This window comes from Egibacteraceae bacterium, assembly GCA_040905805.1.
Lineage (GTDB): Bacteria > Actinomycetota > Nitriliruptoria > Euzebyales > Egibacteraceae > DATLGH01.
Genome location: JBBDQS010000115.1, coordinates 5,075 through 23,680, shown reverse-complemented (window position 1 = coordinate 23,680; position 18,606 = coordinate 5,075). Strand labels below are relative to the sequence as shown.

The 18,606-nt window shown below is 73.8% G+C and carries 15 protein-coding genes; 7 read left to right on the top strand and 8 right to left on the bottom strand.

Annotated features, from left to right (window positions below; translation table 11 throughout):
- Positions 1-82: 82 nt before the first annotated feature.
- From WD250_13350 to WD250_13335, 4 genes are all read right to left on the bottom strand, one after another.
- The gene (locus WD250_13350; protein MEX2621193.1) at positions 83-1,651 is read right to left on the bottom strand and encodes a sialidase family protein; all 1,569 of its coding nucleotides are present in this window, start codon (positions 1,649-1,651) and stop codon (positions 83-85) included.
- A gap of 455 nt (positions 1,652-2,106) precedes the next feature.
- Entirely contained in the window at positions 2,107-2,445 is a 339-nt protein-coding gene (locus WD250_13345) for a hypothetical protein (GenBank protein ID MEX2621192.1), read from the bottom strand.
- Positions 2,442-3,557, bottom strand: a complete 1,116-nt coding sequence (locus WD250_13340; GenBank protein ID MEX2621191.1) for a hypothetical protein — start codon at positions 3,555-3,557, stop codon at positions 2,442-2,444. Before WD250_13340 ends, WD250_13345 begins: the two co-directional genes overlap by 4 nt.
- Before the next feature lie 110 nt (positions 3,558-3,667).
- On the bottom strand, positions 3,668-3,799 hold the full coding sequence (locus WD250_13335) for a hypothetical protein (GenBank protein MEX2621190.1): 132 nt from the start codon (positions 3,797-3,799) through the stop codon (positions 3,668-3,670).
- A 119-nt stretch (positions 3,800-3,918) separates the two neighbouring features.
- Between WD250_13335 and WD250_13330 the strand changes: the two genes are divergently transcribed.
- A complete protein-coding gene (locus WD250_13330; GenBank protein MEX2621189.1) occupies positions 3,919-5,169 on the top strand; it encodes a DUF418 domain-containing protein in 1,251 nt (416 codons plus the stop codon).
- 6 nt (positions 5,170-5,175) lie between these two features.
- Here WD250_13330 and WD250_13325 read toward each other — a convergent pair whose 3' ends face one another.
- The 4 genes from WD250_13325 to WD250_13310 all read right to left on the bottom strand — a co-directional run bounded on the left by WD250_13325 (position 5,176) and on the right by WD250_13310 (position 9,702).
- Positions 5,176-6,558 (bottom strand): FAD-linked oxidase C-terminal domain-containing protein, encoded by a 1,383-nt coding sequence (locus WD250_13325; GenBank protein ID MEX2621188.1) that lies wholly within the window; start codon positions 6,556-6,558, stop codon positions 5,176-5,178.
- Complete coding sequence (locus WD250_13320; protein ID MEX2621187.1) at positions 6,551-7,741, bottom strand: SpoIIE family protein phosphatase; 1,191 nt, start codon at positions 7,739-7,741, stop codon at positions 6,551-6,553. Before WD250_13320 ends, WD250_13325 begins: the two co-directional genes overlap by 8 nt.
- A complete protein-coding gene (locus WD250_13315) occupies positions 7,738-8,547 on the bottom strand; it encodes an alpha/beta hydrolase (GenBank protein ID MEX2621186.1) in 810 nt (269 codons plus the stop codon). The genes WD250_13320 and WD250_13315 overlap by 4 nt, the downstream gene beginning before the upstream one ends.
- A gap of 213 nt (positions 8,548-8,760) precedes the next feature.
- Positions 8,761-9,702 carry a glutaminase gene (locus WD250_13310; protein MEX2621185.1) on the bottom strand — a complete coding sequence of 314 codons (942 nt, stop codon included), beginning with the start codon at positions 9,700-9,702 and terminating at the stop codon, positions 8,761-8,763.
- A 223-nt stretch (positions 9,703-9,925) separates the two neighbouring features.
- On the opposite strand from WD250_13310, the gene WD250_13305 reads away from it, so the two are divergent.
- From WD250_13305 to WD250_13280, 6 genes are all read left to right on the top strand, one after another.
- On the top strand, positions 9,926-10,789 hold the full coding sequence (locus WD250_13305) for a hypothetical protein (protein MEX2621184.1): 864 nt from the start codon (positions 9,926-9,928) through the stop codon (positions 10,787-10,789).
- Between the two features lie 126 nt (positions 10,790-10,915).
- Positions 10,916-11,719: a cellulose synthase operon protein YhjQ/BcsQ gene (locus WD250_13300; protein MEX2621183.1), complete on the top strand. Its 804-nt coding sequence runs from the start codon at positions 10,916-10,918 to the stop codon at positions 11,717-11,719.
- 35 nt (positions 11,720-11,754) lie between these two features.
- On the top strand, positions 11,755-12,069 hold the full coding sequence (locus tag WD250_13295) for an AAA family ATPase (GenBank protein ID MEX2621182.1): 315 nt from the start codon (positions 11,755-11,757) through the stop codon (positions 12,067-12,069).
- Positions 12,070-12,126: 57 nt separating this feature from the next.
- Positions 12,127-12,483, top strand: coding sequence for a hypothetical protein (locus tag WD250_13290; GenBank protein MEX2621181.1), 357 nt, complete (start codon positions 12,127-12,129; stop codon positions 12,481-12,483).
- 104 nt (positions 12,484-12,587) lie between these two features.
- Positions 12,588-18,221: a carboxyl transferase domain-containing protein gene (locus tag WD250_13285; protein MEX2621180.1), complete on the top strand. Its 5,634-nt coding sequence runs from the start codon at positions 12,588-12,590 to the stop codon at positions 18,219-18,221.
- A 43-nt stretch (positions 18,222-18,264) separates the two neighbouring features.
- On the top strand, positions 18,265-18,606 hold a 342-nt coding region (locus tag WD250_13280), incomplete at its 3' end, for a hypothetical protein (protein MEX2621179.1).

Below are 18,606 nucleotides of genomic sequence, written 5' to 3'. Positions count from 1 at the left end.
GCAACGACACTCGTCACGGACCCCTCAGCGACCCACAACTACTGCAGGAGCGCCACTTATGTTCAGTATGATGAACGTTAGTTCAGTCCGTTGTCGAGCGGCTTCCGCCCGGTGCCGACCCGCCAGTGCGGCGGCGGAGGGCCACCGCACCGATGACGGTGGCCAGCCCGGCGCCGAGCAGGACGCCGCTGAGGCCGGTCAGCATCGCCAGGGGCACCCGGTTCGACCCCCCGTCGAAGGTGAGCCGGGCCGCGGCGATGTCCTGGGTGCCCGTGGTGGCGTCACCCAGTCGCGTGTCCGACCAGGCCACGAGCGCCCCGTCGGGACCCGACGCGATCGCCGGCGGCACCTGGGTGAAGAAGTTGAGGTCCCACGGGCCGAACGTGCGGTCGATCCGCACGTCGCTGACCTGGAGGTTGGGCAGCCACGTCTGCCCGCCGTCCATGGAACTGGTGGCGTACACGCTCTGGTGCTGGCCCATGTTGTTGAACAGGTTCAGCTCGCCGTCCTCCGGTGGTGTCGGGGCGGGATAGGGGTCGTCGCGGTAGTCGTACCAGGCCGCGTCCACCCGCCCGTCGGGGGCCACCGCCACCACCGGGTAGAACTGGCCGATGCGGTTGCCCTCCGCGTCGTCGTTGAGACGGACCGGCTCGCTCCAGGTCAGCCCGTCGCTCGAGCTGGCGTAGAACGCGTCGAGCTCCTCGTTGCTGTTGTCGTGCCACACCAGGTGGAAGACGCCCGCCTGCGGGTCGTGGGCGACCACCGGTTCGCTGACGTCACCCGCGCTCGCGATCGTCGTCGGCTCCCACGTCTCGCCGTCGTCGTCGGAGACCGCCGCGACCACCTCGTTGTCCACCCCGTCGCCCTCCGGGCGCAGCCGGTAGAAGGCGAACAGGCGGCCGTCGACGATGCGCAGCTTCGGTGCCTCGAACCCGAGGTCCTCGTCCAGCATCATGAACGGCTCGCCGAACGTCTCGCCGCCGTCGTCTGACCAGGCGAGGAAGGGCCGGCTCGGCGGGGCGTCCTCCTCACCCGCGGCCTGGAAGGAACGACGCCACACCACGACCACCCGCTCCGGGTCGTCGGGGTCGACGGCGACGTGCGGGACGAAGTTGACCTCGATGTCCTCACCCTCACGCGCGTCCCCCGGCGAGTACACCAGGCTCGTGTCCCAGCTCTGCCCCTGGTCAGACGAGCGCCCGAGCAGCACGCTGCGCGACCCTCCGGCGTCCGGGTCCTGCGCGTGGAAGACGGAGAAGAGGGTCCCGTCCGGACCCTGGTCGAGCTGCGTGCGGATGTTCTTGGGGTTGGCGGCCCCGTACCCGCAGTCGGTGAAGGGCTCGAGCTCCGGCGCCGGCCGCTCCTCCCAGGTGTCCCCGCCGTCGGTCGACACCGCGAACTCGCACGTCCCGTTCGCCAGGTCGACGTCGGCGAGGTAGGCGGTGTCGGGGTCGTCCGCGTCGAGCAGCACGCTGGGCCCCTCGTGCATGCGCACCAGCGGCTCCTCCTCGGTGACCAGCTCCGACGTGCCGACCTGCGGCGAGCCCCCCTCGGCGCATCCGGCCAGCGCGAGAGCCAGCAGCACCCCCGCCACCATGCCGACCCGCCACCCGCGTCCACGACCAGGATTGCTGCCCGTCCCCACATGCATGCCCACGCCCTCCGCCAGAAGACCCCCGACCGCTGGCGAGGCTACAGGGAGAATGCGGCCCCAAGTAGGTGCGAACAGCAGGTAGTCCGGCCATGGTCAACTGGCGTCCGCGCCCCATGCGTGGGGCTGCACCGCCTGGTATGGCGACCGGCCACCAGGAGCAGACAGGGCGGGGTCGACATGCGAGCAATGGTCTTCCACGGACCCGGGCAGCGCCGGTGGCCCCCGGGGACCGGGTGCTCGTCTCGTGCATCAGCGCCTGCGGACGCTGCCGCTACTGCCGCCAGGCCAGCCCCGGCCGGTCCGGATTCCCGCGCGGGCGCGGGAATCCTGCGGGCCGGGCAGCCTGACCGCCCCGCCAGCGGGCCGGGGACCGCGAGAATCCCGCGGACGGCGTCAGCGGCCGTCGCGGCCCTCCAGCACCGCCAGGGCCAGCACGGTGCGCCCCACGGCCGTCAACCGCCGGCGATTGCGCCGACGAGCTGGAGGGGTTCGTGCCCGCTGGTCACGATCGCGGGCAGGAGCGTGTCGACCGGGGCGTTGGAGAGGTCCTCGCCGGCCGCGTAGATGCGGATCATCGCCCGGCGTTGGCCGGTGTCGCGCTTGCGGATCGTGCCCACCAGCGCCGGGTGGGCGGCCTCCAGGGCGTCCAGTGCCGTGCGCACGGTGACGGGCGCAGCGGCCTCGACGGCGACCTCGCCGGTCACGCGCGCGAGCGCGCGCAGCTGGTGGGGCATGACGATCCGGAGGCGGACCGTGCCGGCGGTGCGCTCGGCGGCATCCATGGCGGTCACGGCAGCGTCTGCACCTCCACGGACAGCACCGCCGGCAGGTCGCGCACGATCGGTGTCCAATGGTCGCCGGCGTCCGGCGACACGTAGACCTGCCCGCCGGTCGTCCCGACGTACACGCCGCACGGGTCCATCCGGTCGACCGCCATGGCGTCGCGCAGCACGTTCACGTAGCAGTCGGTCTGGGGCAGCCCCTCGGTGAGCGGCTCCCAGTCGTCACCGCCGGCGCGGCTGCGGTAGACGCGCAGGCGACCGTCGGGCGGGTAGTGCAGCTCGTCGCTGGTGATGGGCACCACGTAGACGGTGTCGGGCTCGTGGGCGTGCACGTCCACGGCGAAGCCGAAGTCGCTCGGCAGGTTGCCGCTGATCTCGCGCCACGACCCCCCGCCGTCGTCGCTGCGCATCACGTCCCAGTGCTTCTGCATGAACACCACGTCGGGGCGGGACGGGTGGCTTGCGAGCTTGTGCACGCAGTGGCCGATCTCCGCCTCGGGCTCCGGCAGGAAGTCCGAGCGCAGCCCCTTGGTGGCCAGCGCCCAGGAGGCCCCGGCGTCGGTGGTGGACAGCACGCCGGCCGAGGAGATCGCGACCAGCATCCGCGCCGGGTCCTGCGGGTTCGTCAGGATGGTGTGCAGGCACAGCCCCCCGGCGCCCGGGGCCCAGCGGGCGGCCGAGTCGTGGCCGCGCACGCCGGCCAGCTCGTGCCAGGTGTGGCCGCCGTCGGTGGTGCGGAACAGCGCGGCGTCCTGGACGCCGGCGTACACCGTGTCGGGGTCGTCGGCGGCGGGCGCCAGGTTCCACACGCGCGTGAACTTCCACGGCCTGGACGAGCCGTCGTAGTACAGGTGTGTGCCCGGCTCCCCCTCGTAGGCGAAGTCGTTGCCGACCGGCTCCCAGCTCGCGCCCCCGTCGTCGGAGCGCTGGATGACCTGCCCGAACCAGCCGTTGGACTGCGACGCGTACAGCCGGTCGGGGTCGGCCGGCGACCCGTTGACGTGGTAGATCTCCCAGCCGCCGAACAGCGGGCCGGCGACGTCCCACGACTCCCGCCGCCCCTCGGCGGTCAGGATGAACGCGCCCTTGCGCGTCCCGACCAGAACCCTCACTGCGCTCATCTGCCCACGCTCCTCCGCGTCGTCGCACCCGCTGGTGCCCGTGCACCGGCGCCGTCACCATCGGACGCAGCGACGCCGGTCGAGGGGTAGACGACGGCGCCGGGCGGAACTCATCGCACCGGCTCGCCGAAGGCCTCGCAGTCGGGATTGTCGCAGACGAACGCCGCCGGGACCCCCGCCGAGGCGCCGGGCAGGGCGGTCACCCCGCACCACGGGCAGATGGGCGCGTCGTTGTCGGTCATCCCGTTTCCCGTTCCGGCGACCACCTGGCACAGTGCACACCCCGCATCCTCGCGCAGTGCACCGCAGTGCACCGCAGTGCACCTGCGGCCGCCTCGTCACGGACCCCGGAGCCAGGACCATGGATCGCAACCCGATGGGTGCCGAGCCGACGTCCACGGCCCTGCGCCCCACGCGCGCCGCGCAGCGCGAGCCGATCCTCGACGTGCTCCGCGGGTTCGCGTTGCTGGGCATCCTGATCATCAACATCGAGCTGATGCGCGGCGCCGACTTCTACCGCCTCGTCGGGGGGGAGCCCGTCGCGGCGGGCGGCGCAGCCGACCGCGTCGTGCACTTCCTGTCGGGCTGGTTGGTGGCGGGCAAGTTCCTGTCGAGCTTCGCGATCCTGTTCGGCATCGGGGCAGCGCTCATCGCCATGCGGGCCTGGCGGGCGGGCCGGTCGCCGCGCCGGCTGCTCGCCCGCCGCTACGGCGTGCTGCTGCTGTTCGGGGTCGCGCACATGGTGCTGCTGTTCCCGGGCGACATCCTGTTCGCCTACGGGTTGGCCGGCATGGTGCTGCTGGCCTTCGTCGGCGTGCGCGCCAGGACCGCACTGTGGTGGACGATCGGCATCCTCACCGTGCAGCTGCTGATCGGCCTGGGCGTCACGGCGTTCGCACCGGACGCCCCCGCCGACGACCCCGTCGCGGCCGGGGTGGCGAGGTTCGTCGAACGCCACGCCGAGCAGACCCTCACCGCCTACCAGGACGGCGGCTACGGCGCGGTGGTCGCCGCCAACGCGTGGCAGTCCCTGCTGATCCAGCCCTCCACGCTGCTGCTGCTGCCCTGGGTCGTGGCCCTGTTCCTGCTGGGCTTCGCCGTGGGCGCCTCGGGGCTGCTCGCCGACCTGCCGGCGCACCGCCGGGGTCTGCGGACCGCCATGGTCACCGGCCTGGCGGTCGGTCTGCCCCTCAACCTGCCCGCAGGGTTTGTCGGGCCGCTGTCCGTCGGGGGCGTCGCGCCCGGCGGCGACGTCGGCGCGCTGCTCGCCGTGGCGGGCCAGGTCGTGGGCGCGCCGGCGCTGGCGGTCGGATACCTGTCCGCGCTGGCGCTGCTGTGCCTGCGCCTCGGCCCGATGCGGCGCCTGGCGGCCACCGGGCGCATGGCCTTGACCGCCTACGTCCTGCAGAGCGCGCTGGCGCTGCTCGTGTTCGCCGGCTTCGGCCTGTACGACCGCCTCACGCCGGCGCAGGCGCTGCTGGTGGTGGTCGCGATCTGGGTGGTGCTCCTCGTCGCCTGCCCCCTGTGGATGCGCCACTTCCGCTTCGGCCCGCTCGAGTGGCTGTGGCGCACCCTCACCTACGGGCAACGCCAACCGCTGCGCGCCGGGTAGCGCCCGCTACACCCACTTGCCGGGGTTGAGGATGCCCTGGGGGTCGAGCGCCGCCTTGACGCGCCCCGACAGCGCCAGCACGTCGGGCCCGAGCTGCGTGGCGAGGTGGCCGGCCTTCAGGGTGCCGACGCCGTGCTCGCCCGTCACGGTGCCGCCGAGCGCCAGCGTGGCGTCCATGATCTCGCCGAAGGCCAGCTCGGCCCGGGCCGCGGCGTCGGGGTCGGTGGCGTCGAAGGTCACCAGCGGGTGGAAGTTGCCGTCGCCGGCATGGCCGATCACGGGGATGGCGGTGCGCTGGCGCTCGGCGACGGCCGCGACGGCCGCCAGCAGCTCGGGGATGCGCGGGACGGGCACGCCGATGTCCTCGATCATGACCGTGCCGAGCTTCTCGACGCAGGGGATGGCCATGCGCCTGGCGGCCATCAGCGCCTCGCCCTCGTCGGGGTCGTCGGTCACCGCGACGTAGGTGGCGCCCTCGGCCTCGCAGACCGCCGCGATCCGCGCCGCCTCGTCCCCGTCCACGTCGCTCTGGCCGAGCAGCAGCGCGGCGATGCCTGCCTCCAGACCCATCGGGCGGACCGCCTCGACCGCCTGGAGCGCCGCGTGGTCCATCAGCTCGAGGGCGGCGGGGCGCACCGCGGCGACCACGCGGGTCACCGCCCGGCCGGCGGCCACGACATCGTCGAAAGTCGCCACCACCGTGGCGGGGGGCAGCTGGGCGGGACGCAGCCGCAGGGTCGCCTCGGTGATGACCCCGAGCGTGCCCTCCGACCCCACGAAGAGGCGCTTGAGGTCGTAGCCAGCCACGTCCTTGATCGTGCGCCCGCCGAGGCGCACCGCCGTGCCGTCGGCGAGCACCACCTCGAGCCCCAGCACGTAGTCGGTGGTCACCCCGTACTTCACGCAGCACAGCCCCCCGGCGTTGGTCGCGAGGTTGCCCCCGATCGAGCAGATCTCGAACGACGACGGGTCGGGCGGATACCAGAGGCCATGCTCGGCGGCGGCGGCCTTCACCTCGGCGTTCAGCAGGCCCGGGCCGACCGTGGCGGCCATCGCCACGGGGTCGACCGTGCAGGTGCGCAGGCGCTCGGTCGACAGGGTGATGCCGCCGTCCACCGCCGACGCCCCGCCCGACAGGCCGGTGCCCGCCCCGCGGGTCACCACCGGCGTGGCGAACCGGGCGGCCACCCGCAGGGTCGCCTGGACGTCGGCGGTGCCGGCGGCGCGCACGACCGCGATCGGCTTGCCGGGTGCGGCCGTCGCCGCCCGGTCGTGGCGGTAGCCCTCCATGACCCCCGGGTCGGTGACGAGCGCACCGGCCGTGAGCTCGGCGTCCAGCGCCCGCACGATCGTCGTGTCCACGAGATCCTCCAACCGTTGCTCAGTCACCGCGTGGGACGCCGATGAGGACGGCGGCCATGTCGTCGCGGGCGTACCCGCCCTGGAAGTCGAGGATCTCGCCGATGACCACCTGGACGAGATCGCTCGCCGGCTTGCCGTGCTGGGCGGCCAGCAGGGCGCGCAGGCGCCGTTCGCCGAACTGCACCTCGCCCCGGCGAGCCTCGGTCAGCCCGTCGGTGTAGCAGAACAGCGCCTCACCCGGCAAGAGCACGACCGCGGCGTCGGCCAGGTCCGGGTCGTCCACGACGCCGAGCAGCGTGCCGGGTGTGCCGACCGGTGCGACCGCGTCGTCGGCGAGGCGCATGGGCAGCGGGTGACCGGCGCTCGCGCTCTCCACCCGCACGCTGCCGTCGTCGTCGAGGCAGAACCGCAGGTACACCGCCGTGCAGAACCGTTCGCTCGGGGCCCGCAGCAGCGCGTCGTTGAGGGTGGCGAGCACCTTGCTCGGCGTGCGCGTCTGCATGGCGGCCGCGCGGGCGGTGTGGCGCACCAGCGCGGTCACCGCCGCGGCGGCGGCGCCCTTGCCGCACACGTCGCCGAGGACCACGGCCCAGTCGCCCTGGTCGGTCTTGAACACGTCGTAGAAGTCACCGCCGACCTCGTCGCCGGCGCCCGCCGGACGGTACGCCGCCGCCACGTCCAGGCCGGGGATCGCCGGTGGGGCGGGCGGGATCAGGTTGGCCTGGAGGGTCCGCGCCAGCTCCCGGGCACGCAGCTCCGACGCCTGCGCCCGCTCCCGGGCGCGCAGCAGCTCCTGCTCGTACGCCCGCCGGTGGGTGGCGTCCAGCACGCTCGTGCGGATCACGTGGGGCGCGCCGTCGGCGTCGCGGACCAGGGCCGCGTTCACCAGGACGGGCAGCTGGCGGCCGTCGGCGCACACCAGGTCGAGGGCGATCTCGCGGGCGTGGTCCTGCATCGTCAGCAGCGGGGCGTAGTGGGTCTCGTGGTAGATGCGCCCGCCGACGGTGAGCAAGTCGACGAAACGGCGTCGGCCGACCAGCTCGTCGCGGCGGTACCCCGTCCACGCCAGCAGCGTCTCGTTGACCCGGATGATCGTCCCGTCGGGCAGCGTCGACAGGTAGCCGCACGGCGCGTGCTCGTAGAGGTCCTCGGCGTTCTCCGCGGGCACCACCGGACCCGGGGGGCGCTCACCGCCGGCGTCCGCCGTCATGCCGTGGGGCTGCCGAGGAACGCCCGCATCGCCGCGATCGTCTCGTCCGGCGCGCTCAGGTTCGGACAGTGGCCGGTGGCGTCCATGACCACGAGCTCGCTGTCCGGCAACCGGTCGTGGACGTACGCCCCGACCGCCTGGGGCGCGAGCACGTCAGAGGAGCACTGCAGCACGAGCGCCGGGGTCGCCACGCGCGCCAGGTCGTCGCGGTTGTCGCCCAGGAAGGTCACCTGCGCGAAGTGGCGGGCGATCTCGGGGTCGGTGCGGCAAAAGCTGTGCACGAGCTCCTCGCCGAGCTCAGGACGGTCCGGGTTGCCCATGATGACCGGGGCCATGGCGCTGGACCATCCGAGGTAGTTGCTGTCCAGCGAGTCCAGCAGCTCGTCGATGTCGGTGCGCGCGAACCCGCCGGTGTACCCGACGTCGTCGAGGTAGCGCGGCGAGGGGCTCACCAGCACCAGGGCGGCGAAGCGTCGGGGCTCCTCGATGGCCGCCAGCACGCCGATCATCGCGCTCACCGAGTGGCCGACGAGCACCACGTCGCGCAGCTCGAGGGCCGCGCACACCTCCAGGAGGTCGAGGGCGTAGCCGTGCAGGGACGCGTACCGCTCCCGGTCGTACGCCGACAGGTCCGACTGCCCGGAGCCCACCTGGTCCAACGTCACGATGCGGTACTCGTCGGCGAACGCCGGCGCGACGAACCGCCACATGTGCTGGTCGCACCCGAACCCGTGGACCAGCATCATCGGCCGGCCGTCGGCACGGCCGGACACGTGCACGTTGTTGCGGGCGATCACGTCCACCATGTCCACCGTGCCCCTCGCGATGCGCTGGGGCCGACCCTACCTGCCGCTCACGACCGGCCGCGGCCCCGCGCCGATGGCGATGATGACCGGGGTGTCCATGGCGGGCTCCAGTGATTCGCGTCACAGGACTGGCGCCACCTGTACCCGCCGTGGACGGTGGATACGCGCTGCACCGCGCGGGGCACGGCTGGCACGTGTCTCGCGGGCAGTCGGTCAGAACATCGACAGCTCGAGGCGCTCAGCGAGCTCGTGCAGGGCGACGCGGCCGGCGGAGGAGTTGCCCGTCGAGTCGAGCGGGGGGGACCACACGCACGCCGCACCGACGCCGGGCATGAGCGCCACGATCGCGCCGGCCACGCCGCTCTTGCAGGGCAGGCCGACGTCGTAGGCGAACTGCCCCGCATTGTCGTAGGTGCCGCACATCAACATGATCGCGGCGACCCGGCGGGCGAGCGGGTCGCGCAGGACGACGCTGCCGCTGGCGGGGTCCACGCCGCCGTTGGCGAGGAACCGCGCCGCGCGCGCGAGCTGCCGGGCGGTCATGGCGATGGCGCAGTGCCGCACGTACACGTCGAGCACGTCGTCCACCGCGGAGGTGAGGTTGCCGAAGGAGGACATGAGGAAGGCCATCGCGCGGTTGCGGTGGCTGCTGCGGCCCTCCTGGTGCACCACGACCTCGTCGATGCCGATGGGCTCGCCGGCCAGGGCCGTGAGCAGTCGGATGATCTCACCCGACGGGTCGTCGCAGTGGTCGAGGAGCACGTCGTCGACGACGAGGGCGCCCGGGTTGATCAATGGGTTGCGGGGCTTGCCGCGCTCGCGCTCGAGCTGCACCAGGGAGTTGAAGGGGTCCCCGGACGGCTCGACGTCCACCCGGTCCCACAGCTGCGTGCCGACGTCCTTGACGGCGTCGGCGCGCTGCATCGCGAGGGCGAGCGAGAAGACCTTCGAGATGCTCTGGATGGCGAACGCCTCGTCCACGTCGCCGATGACGTGCTCGGTCCCGTCCATCTCGACCAGGGCGAGCCCGAAGCGGGATGGCTCCAGGTCCGCCATGGCCTTGATGTAGTCGGCGACCTTGCCCTCGGCCGCTGCGGGCCGTGCCACCGCGGCGACCTCGGCGAGCACCTGGTCCAGGTCCGCGTCGCGTGTCATCGCACAGCCCTCCGGTCGTCAGCGCCCCAGGTGGATTGCGGGAAGCGTGCCAGGCTAGGCACACCACGGCGGGGACGCGACCCCGGCCACGCCCGGGGACGTCACCCACGCCCGTTGCACCGCTCCGCAGGCCGCCCACCCGCAAGGGCGATACGGTGGGCGGCACACTCGGCAGTGGGGGGCTTGTGGCACGCGCACGAAACGACCGACCGGCGGGCAGTCGGTGATCCGGACCGCGGTCACGGCTGCCGCCCTCCTGCTGGTCCTGGTCACCTGTACGCCCGGGTCGGGGCCGACCGTGGTCGGGGCGGGCGCGCCCGGGCTGGCGGAGGCGATCTCCCCCGCCGTGCCCGGCGTCACCGTGCCCGAGGTGCCCGACGTGACGTCGCTGCCCCTGCCGGTCGACCCGTCCGACCTGCCGCAGGTGCCGCCCCCGCCGGAGCCGACCCCGCCCGCCCCGCCGGCCACCGCGCCGCCGCCCCACCCCGCCCCCCCCCCCCCCCCCCCGCCACCCCCGCCGCCGCCGCCGGCGCCGCCGGCGCGGTCGGTCACCGAGACCGGCTGGAGCCCGTTCGCGACCGCGGGCCCGGTGGTGCTCCTGCACCCCTCGGCGAGGGTCGAGCGCGTCGGGTTCCACGAGTCGACCCACGACGGCGCCCGCCAGCTCGACCCCGTGGCGAGCACGGTCCTGCCCATCACCCTGGAGACCCGCGAGCGGGGCACGGGGTCGCGCTCGGCGGCCGACATCGTGGTGGACCCCGGCGTCGAGATCCGCGCCCCGGTGACCGGGACGGTGCGGCGGGCCGGCAGCTACGTGCTGTACTGCGACCACCGCGACGACTTCGCCGTCATCGAACCCGACGCCCGCCCCGGCTGGGAGGTCAAGGTGCTGCACATCAGCGGCGTGGCGGTCCGTCCCGGCATGCACGTGCACGCCGGCGAGACCGTGCTGGCCGCAGGCCCGACGGTGCTGCCGTTCGAGTCCCAGGTGGACGAGCACACCGCCGAGCCCAGCTGGCCCCACGTCCACGTGGAGGTCGTCGACCCGTCGATCCCGGACCGCCCCTCCCCCGGCGGCGGCTGCTGACCAGGCGCGTGGCCCGGCCGAAGGCCCACCCCCGCCGCGGGCGGCGTGGCCCGGCCCGAGGCCGACCTGCAGCCGGCACCAAGGTTTCCTTGACAGCGCCGCTCGGCCGTCCGTACGTTTCCCGCTATGCGCGTCGTGATGCTGGGCAAGGGCGGGTCGGGCAAGTCGTCGCTCGGGGGGCTGCTCTGCGCGGCCTTGTCGGGCAGCGGCGAGCAGGTGCTGGCCATCGACGCCGACACGGTGCCCGGCCTGGCGCAGGTCCTCGGCCTGGAGCCGAGCGACGACTGGTTCCTCGCGGGCGCGGCGGCCCGCCGCAACGGCGGGTGGGAGCTCGACGGCACCCCCGAGGAGGTGGTCGAGCGCTACGCGCGCGCCGGCGCGAACGGGGTGCGGTTCCTCCAGATGGGCAAGGCCGACGCCGGCTTCCAGCAGTTCGAGGCCAACCGCCAGGGCAACCCCGGCCGCTGGTCGGCGATGGTCGCGTTCAACACGATCATCCGGTCCTACGACGACCAGGGCGGCTGGGTGGTCGTGGACCTGCAGGGTGGGACCCTGCAGGTGGCGGCGGGCATGGCCGGGCGGGCCGGTGTCGCGCTGGTGGTCGTGGAGCCCTTCGCCAAGTCGGTGCTGACCGCGCGGCGCTTCGTGGAGATGGGTGAGTGGCCGGAGGGGATGCGCCTGGTCGGCGTCGCCAACAAGGTCGCCGACGCCGAGGACGAGGCGTACCTCACCGCCGAGCTGGCCGCCCTGGACCTCCCGGTGTGGGCGGTCGTCCCCGAGGACCCGGCGATCGGTGCCGCGGAGCGGGCGGGCCGGCCGCTGGCCGTATTGACCCCCGAGCAATCCCCCGCGCGGCGGGCCGTCGACGGCTTGGTCGACCGGCTGCGCGACGCCGACCAGGCGGCGACCACCACGGCGGCAACCGCCTAGGTGGGCGACCCGCCCGACACGCAAGGAGGAGCACCGTGAGCAAGATCGCTGTCGCTGGGAAGGGCGGGTCCGGCAAGACCACCGTCGCGGGGGTGCTGGCGCGGCTCTGGGCGGAGCAGGGCGTCGACGTCCTCACGGTCGACGCCGACGACAACCCCAACCTCGGGTTGTCGCTGGGGCTCGGCGTGGAGCGCACCCATGAGCTGGTCGGGGCCCGGGAGGCGATGCTGCCCGACGGTCCCGCCATCGCGTCGTCGATGGAGGAGGTCGTCGACCGCTTCGCGGCGGACGCGACCGAGAACATCCGCATCGTGCAGGTGCGCAAGTTCGACCACTTCAAGCCTGGGTGAGGCGGTCTCTCGGCCGGGCAGTTGCTCGCCGCACTAGAGGACAAGCCAGGACGCGTCGTGCTCGTCGACCTCGGTGGCGGGGTCATGACGGTGGCGCGGGGCGACGAGAGCCAGATCGACGCGCTCGTCGTGGTCGTGGAGCCCTACCCGCGCTCGATCGAGGTCGCCAGCCGCCTGCTGCAGATGGCCGAGACCAAGCACATCACCCGCCGGGTGGTGGTGGCCAACAAGATCGAGACCGCCGACGACCTCGCGGTCATCCGCGAGCACCTCGGCGTGGATCCCGACGTGGTGATCCCCAAGGACGGCGCGGTGCGGTCCGCCGACCGGGCCGGCGCGTCACCGATCGACCACGACCCGGGGTCGCCGAGCATCGGCAGGCTGCGCGAGCTGTCACACTCCTTGCTGGCCTGAACCCCGCCTGACGGGCCGGATCCGGGGAGCGGGATCCGGCCAGGCCCGATGGACCACGGCCCCGGCTCGCCGATGCTCCCCGCCGCTCGGTAGGCTGCACGAGCATGACCCCGCCCCCCGTGTCCCTGCGCCGCATCGCCATCGTCAACCGTGGCGAGCCGGCGATGCGACTGATCCACGCCGTCCGGGAGCTCGAGCACGAGCACCCACAGGGGCTCGTGACCATCGCGCTGCACACCGAGGCCGAGCGCAGCGCGATGTTCGTTCGCCAGGCGGACGAGGCCGTGCGCATCGGGCCGGGGCCGGGCGAGACGGCGGCCGGCAACCCCTACCTCGACCACGACGAGCTCGCTCGCGCCCTGCTGGAGGCCCGCGCGGACGCCGCCTGGGTGGGGTGGGGCTTCGTGGCCGAGGACGCCGCCTTCGCCGAGCGCTGCGAGGAGATCGGGGTCGCCTTCGTCGGGCCCTCCGGGGCGGTGATGCGCCGGCTCGGCGACAAGATCGAGGCTAAGCTGCTCGCCGAGCAGACCCGCGTGCCCGTGGCGCCCTGGAGCGGCGGCGCGGTCGAGTCCGTCGAGGAGGCCCGCCGCCACGCGGCCGGGATCGGCTACCCCCTGGTGGTCAAGGCCACGGCGGGCGGCGGCGGGCGGGGCATCCGCGTGGTGCGCGACGCCGCCGACCTCGACGTCTCCTTCGAGCGGGCGCGGGACGAGGCCCGCCGGGTGTTCGGTGACCCGACGGTGTTCATGGAGCAGCTGGTCACGGGCGCCCGCCACATCGAGGTGCAGGTGATCGCCGATGGCCACGGCGGGGTGTGGGCGGCCGGCGTGCGCGACTGCTCGACCCAGCGCCGCAACCAGAAGGTCCTCGAGGAGTCGGCCTCCACGGTGCTCACGCCCGAGCAGGAGGAGCACGTGCGGGTCGCCGCGGCCGACCTCGTAAGCGCCGCGGAGTACCGCAACGCCGGGACCGTCGAGTTCCTGTACCAGCCGGCCGACCAGACCTTCGCGTTCCTCGAGGTCAACCCGCGCCTGCAGGTCGAGCACACGGTGACCGAGCTCGTGACCGGCCTGGACATCGTGAAGCTCCAGCTCCACGTCGCGGGCGGCGGCCGGCTGCAGGGCGACACCCCGCCGGCCTTCGGCCACGCGATCGAGGTGCGCCTGAACGCCGAGGACGTCGAGCGCGGCTTCACCCCCGCGCCGGGCGTCATCGAGCTGCTGGCGCTGCCGGCCGGCCCGGGCATCCGCGTCGACACGGGGGTCGCCGAGGGCGACGTCATCCCCCCCGAGTACGACTCGATGATCGCCAAGATCATCGCCTGGGGCCGTGACCGCAGCGAGGCGCTCGGCCGTCTCGGGCGCGCGCTGGCCCAGACCACGGTGCTCGTGCGCGGGGGCACGACCAACCGCGCCTTCCTGCTCGACCTCGTCGGGCACCCCGACGTGGTGGCGGGCGGGGTGGACACCGGCTGGCTCGACCGGCTCACCGCCGACGGCGGCTACACGTTTCGCACCCGGGCGGACGTGGCCCTGGTCGACGCCGCCATCGAGGCGTTCGACGCGGAGGCGGACGTGGACCGCAGCCGCTTCTACGCCGCCGCCGCCCGCGGGCGCCCGGAGGCGGCCACCACCATCGGCCACATCATCGACCTGCGCCACGGCGGTGTCGCGTACCGCTTCGAGGTGGCCCGCACGGGCCCCGAGCGCTACCGGGTCACCGCCGACGGCGACGTCGCGATCACCGCCGCGGTCGAGCACCTCGGCCGCTTCCAGCGGCGGCTGATCATCGGCGACGAGCGCTACCGCATCGCCTCCCTCGCGCAGGGCCCCGACCGGCTGGTGGAGGTCGACGGCATCCCCCACCGCATCTCCCAGGACGACGCGGGCCTGGTGCGCACGCCCGGCCCGGGCCTCTTGGTCGCCGTCACCGTCGAGGAGGGCGACGAGGTGGAGGCCGGCAGCACCGTCGCGGTGCTGGAGTCCATGAAGATGGAGACCGCCCTTGCGGCGCCGTTCACCGGACGGGTCCGCGAGGTGATGGTCAGCGGCAACATCCAGCTCGACACGGGCACCCCGGTGGTGCGCCTCGAGCCGACCCGCGAGGGCGAGGAGACGGTGGAGACCACCGCGGTGGACCTGACGGCACTGGTCGTCGCCACGCGCCGCGACGCCCACGACGACCCGATGGCCGCCGGCCTGGACATCCTCGACGCGATCCGCCGGCTCGTGCTCGGCTACGACGTGGCCGAAGACGTCGCCGCCGGGCTGGCGACGGCCTGCCAGCGCATCGAGCAGCCCGAGCCCGCCGACGACGCCCTCCTGCTGGACGCCGAGATCGACGTGCTGCGGATCTTCGCCGACCTGACCTCGCTGTCGCGCAACCGGCGCATCGGCGACGAGGAGGACGCCGCCGAGTCCCACGCGGCCCGCGAGTACCTGCACGCCTACCTGCGCTCCCTCGACGTCGAGGCGGAGCGCCTGCCCGACAGCTTCCGCGCCAAGCTCGAACGCGCCTTGTCCCACTACGGCATCGGCGACCTCGAGCGCACGCCCGAGCTGGAGGAGGCGCTGTACCGCATCCACCTCGCCCAGCAGCGCGCATCGACCCAGCTGCCCGCCATCCTCGCGCTGCTCGAGCGCCGGCTGCGCTGCGCCGTGCCGCCCAGCAAGGAGCCGGGGAAGGCGCTGCGGGACACGCTCGACCGCCTCGTCCGCGCCACCCAGGTCCGCCATCCCGTGGTCGGCGACCTGGCACGCCGGGTGCGCTACCGCTGCTTCGACCAGCCACGCCTGGACCACGAGCGCGCGGCCACCGAGCAGTGGGTCCGCGAGCATCTGGCGGTCCTCGCCGGCGACCCCGACGCCCCCGACCGGGAGGAGCGCATCGCGGCCCTGGTGACGGTCCCCCAGCCCCTGCTCGGCGTCCTCGGCGACCCCGTCGTGGCCGACGGCGGGCTGCACCCCCTGCTCGAGGTGCTGACGCGCCACTACTACCGCACCCGCCACATCGAGTCGGTGCGCTCGGTGAACCAGCGCGGCTACGGCGCGGTGGTGGCCGACGTGGTCGACCGCCGCGGCCACGGCCGGGTGGTGGCCATCGCCGCCAGCCGTGCCGACCTCGACGACGCCGTCACCGCGGCGCACGAGCTGACCGAGGACCTGTCCCCCGAGGCGGGCGCCGGCGCCGTGGCCGACATCTACGTCACCTGGGACGATCCGCCGGCCGACATCGACGAGCTCGCCGCCGAGCTGCGGCAGTCGATCGCGGTCCTGCCCCGGTCGCCGCGGCTGCGCCGCCTCACCTTCTCGGTGACGACCGGCGGATCCGGCGCCAACAGGTCGGGGGCCCAGCCGGGGGAGCCCGCGGTGGCGCACCTGACGTTCCGGTCCAACGGCTCCGACGGTGCGGCGGGCTTCACGGAGCGTCGCCACCTGCGCGGCATCCATCCCCTGATCGCCGGGCGGCTCGACCTGTGGCGCTTCGAGCACTTCGCCCTCGCGCGCCTGCCGTCCGCCGCCGACGTGTACCTGTTCCGCTGCGTCGCCCGCGAGCACCCCGACGACGAGCGGCTGTTCGCCGTGGCCGAGGTCCACGACCTCACCCCGGTGCGCGGCCCCGACGGGCGGGTCACGAGCCTGCCTGAGCTGGAGCGGGTGTTCACCGCGTGCATCGCCGACCTCCGCCACGCCCGCGCGACCTACGCGCCGCGCGAGCGACCCGAGTGGAACCGGGTGCTGCTGTACGTCTGGCCGCCCGTCGACGTCCCCATCGCCGAGGTCGACCCGGTGGTGCGGGCCCTCGCGCCGATGACCGAGGACCTCGGCCTCGAGCAGGTCATGGTCCAGGCCCGTCTCGTCACGCCCGACGGCGGGCTGCGCGAGGCCGTCGTGCGCATGCACCGCTCCCTGGAGCAGGGCCTCACCCTGCGCGTGACCGACCCCCCGGCCGAGGCCCTGCAGCCGCTGGACGAGATGACCCAGAAGGTGCTGCGCGCCCGGCGGCGCGGCACGGTCTACCCCTACGAGCTCCCCGCGCTGCTGACGGAGCGCTCCAACGGCGGCGGGGAGGGGTCCCCGCCCGGCACGTTCGTCGAGCACGACCTCGACGAGGACGGCCGCCTGGTCGCCGTGGACCGGCCCTACGGCGGCAACGCGTCGAGCATCGTGGTCGGCACGGTCACCACGCCCACCCCGAGCCATCCGCAGGGGATGACCCGCGTCGGGCTGTTCAGCGACCCCACCAAGGGGCTCGGCTCGCTGGCGGAGGCCGAGTGCCGGCGCATCATCGCCGGCCTCGACCTCGCCGAGGCCATGGCGGTCCCCGTCGAGTGGTTCGCGGTGTCCTCGGGTGCGCGCATCGCGATGGACAGCGGCACCGAGAACATGGACTGGATCGGTCGCGTCCTGCGCCGCATCATCGCGTTCACCCAGGCCGGCGGCGAGATCAACATCATCGTGACCGGCATCAACGTCGGCGCCCAGCCGTACTGGAACGCCGAGGCGACGATGCTGATGCACACCAAGGGCATCCTCGTGATGACCCCGGGCAGCGCGATGGTGCTGACCGGCAAGCAGGCCCTCGACTACTCCGGCGGCGTCTCCGCCGAGGACAACTTCGGCATCGGGGGCTACGACCGGGTGATGGGGCCGAACGGCCAGGCGCAGTACTGGGCCCCCGACGTCGCCGGGGCCATCGATGTCCTCTTCGCCCACTACGACCACACCTACGTCGCCCCGGGGGAGCGCTTCCCGCGCCGGGCGGCCACCGCGGACCCCGGGGACCGCGACGTGCGCAGCTCCCCCCACCAGGTCGAGGGCGTCGACTTCACCACCATCGGGGACATCTTCGACCCGCAGACCAACCCGGGGCGCAAGAAGCCCTTCGACATCCGCACGCTGATGCACGCGGTCATCGACGAGGACCACCAGCCGCTGGAGCGGTGGGCGGACATGGTCGACGCCGACACGGCGGTCGTGCTCGACGCGCACCTCGGCGGCTACCCCGTGGCCCTCCTCGGCTTCGAGTCGCGCCCCATCCCCCGCCCGGGTCTGCTCCCGGCGGACGGCCCCGACCAGTGGACGGCCGGCACGCTGTTCCCCCAGTCGTCCAAGAAGACCGCCCGGGCCATCAACGCCGCCAGCGGCAACCGCCCGCTGGTCGTCCTGGCCAACCTCTCGGGGTTCGACGGGTCGCCGGAGTCGCTGCGCGAGGCCCAGCTGGAGTTCGGCGCCGAGATCGGGCGCGCCGTGGTGAACTTCGACGGCCCGATCGTGTTCTGCGTCGTCTCCCGCTACCACGGGGGCGCCTTCGTGGTGTTCTCCGCCACCCTGAACGACCGGATGGAGATCGCCGCGGTGGAGGGCTCGCACGCGTCGGTGATCGGCGGGCCGCCGGCCGCAGCCGTCGTCTTCGCCGGGGAGGTCAACGCCCGCACCGGGCGGGACCCGCGCATCCGGGAGCTTGAAGAGCGCGGGGCGCAGGCGGACCAGGCCGAGGCTGCGCGCCTGCGGGCCCAGCTCGACGAGCTGCGCCCCGTGGTGCGGGCCGAGAAGCTCGGCGAGGTCGCGGCGGAGTTCGACGCGGTCCACAGCGTCGAGCGCGCCCTCGACATGGGCTCGATCCACGCCATCATCCCGGCCGAGCGCCTGCGCCCCTACCTCGTCGAGGCGGTGGAACGCGGGATCGAGCGCACCGCCGGGGTGCCCCGCGGGGAAGGCTCACCCGGGTCGACGTAGGGCCACCGCCGGGGGCGGCCTCGCCGAGATCAGCCAGCAGTCGTTGCAGGAGGAGCTGTGGTACCGCCTGCCCCGCGAGCGCCTGCGCGACGTCGAGGACTGCCTCGCCGACGCCCGCGCCCTGGGTGCGCTCCTCGCCCGCCTCGGCAGGCCGCGCTACGCCGCCATCTGCACCAGCGAGGAGACGGCCGGGATCATCCGCGCCTACGAGGCCGACGAGCGTGCGGGGCGGCGCGCGTTCCGCAAGGCCATGCAGCGCTCGGGCGTCGAGCCCCCGGACCTGGAGGATTTCGCCTGGGGCTCGCCGATGGGCATGGACGAGGCTCTCGCGCGCCAGTCCTGCGCGGTCGCCCTTGAGACCGCGATCGACGCGGGGCGCCTGCGC

Excerpts from the sequence above, each read along its gene's own strand:
- WD250_13285 (MEX2621180.1), top strand. The coding sequence starts at position 12,588 with ATGACCCCGCCCCCCGTGTCCCTGCGCCGCATCGCCATCGTCAACCGT.
- WD250_13315 (MEX2621186.1), bottom strand. The coding sequence starts at position 8,547 with ATGGTGGACGTGATCGCCCGCAACAACGTGCACGTGTCCGGCCGTGCC.
- WD250_13320 (MEX2621187.1), bottom strand. The coding sequence starts at position 7,741 with ATGACGGCGGACGCCGGCGGTGAGCGCCCCCCGGGTCCGGTGGTGCCC.
- WD250_13350 (MEX2621193.1), bottom strand. The coding sequence starts at position 1,651 with ATGCATGTGGGGACGGGCAGCAATCCTGGTCGTGGACGCGGGTGGCGG.
- WD250_13310 (MEX2621185.1), bottom strand. The coding sequence starts at position 9,702 with ATGACACGCGACGCGGACCTGGACCAGGTGCTCGCCGAGGTCGCCGCG.
- WD250_13335 (MEX2621190.1), bottom strand. The coding sequence starts at position 3,799 with ATGACCGACAACGACGCGCCCATCTGCCCGTGGTGCGGGGTGACCGCC.
- WD250_13340 (MEX2621191.1), bottom strand. The coding sequence starts at position 3,557 with ATGAGCGCAGTGAGGGTTCTGGTCGGGACGCGCAAGGGCGCGTTCATC.
- WD250_13300 (MEX2621183.1), top strand. The coding sequence starts at position 10,916 with ATGCGCGTCGTGATGCTGGGCAAGGGCGGGTCGGGCAAGTCGTCGCTC.
- WD250_13330 (MEX2621189.1), top strand. The coding sequence starts at position 3,919 with ATGGATCGCAACCCGATGGGTGCCGAGCCGACGTCCACGGCCCTGCGC.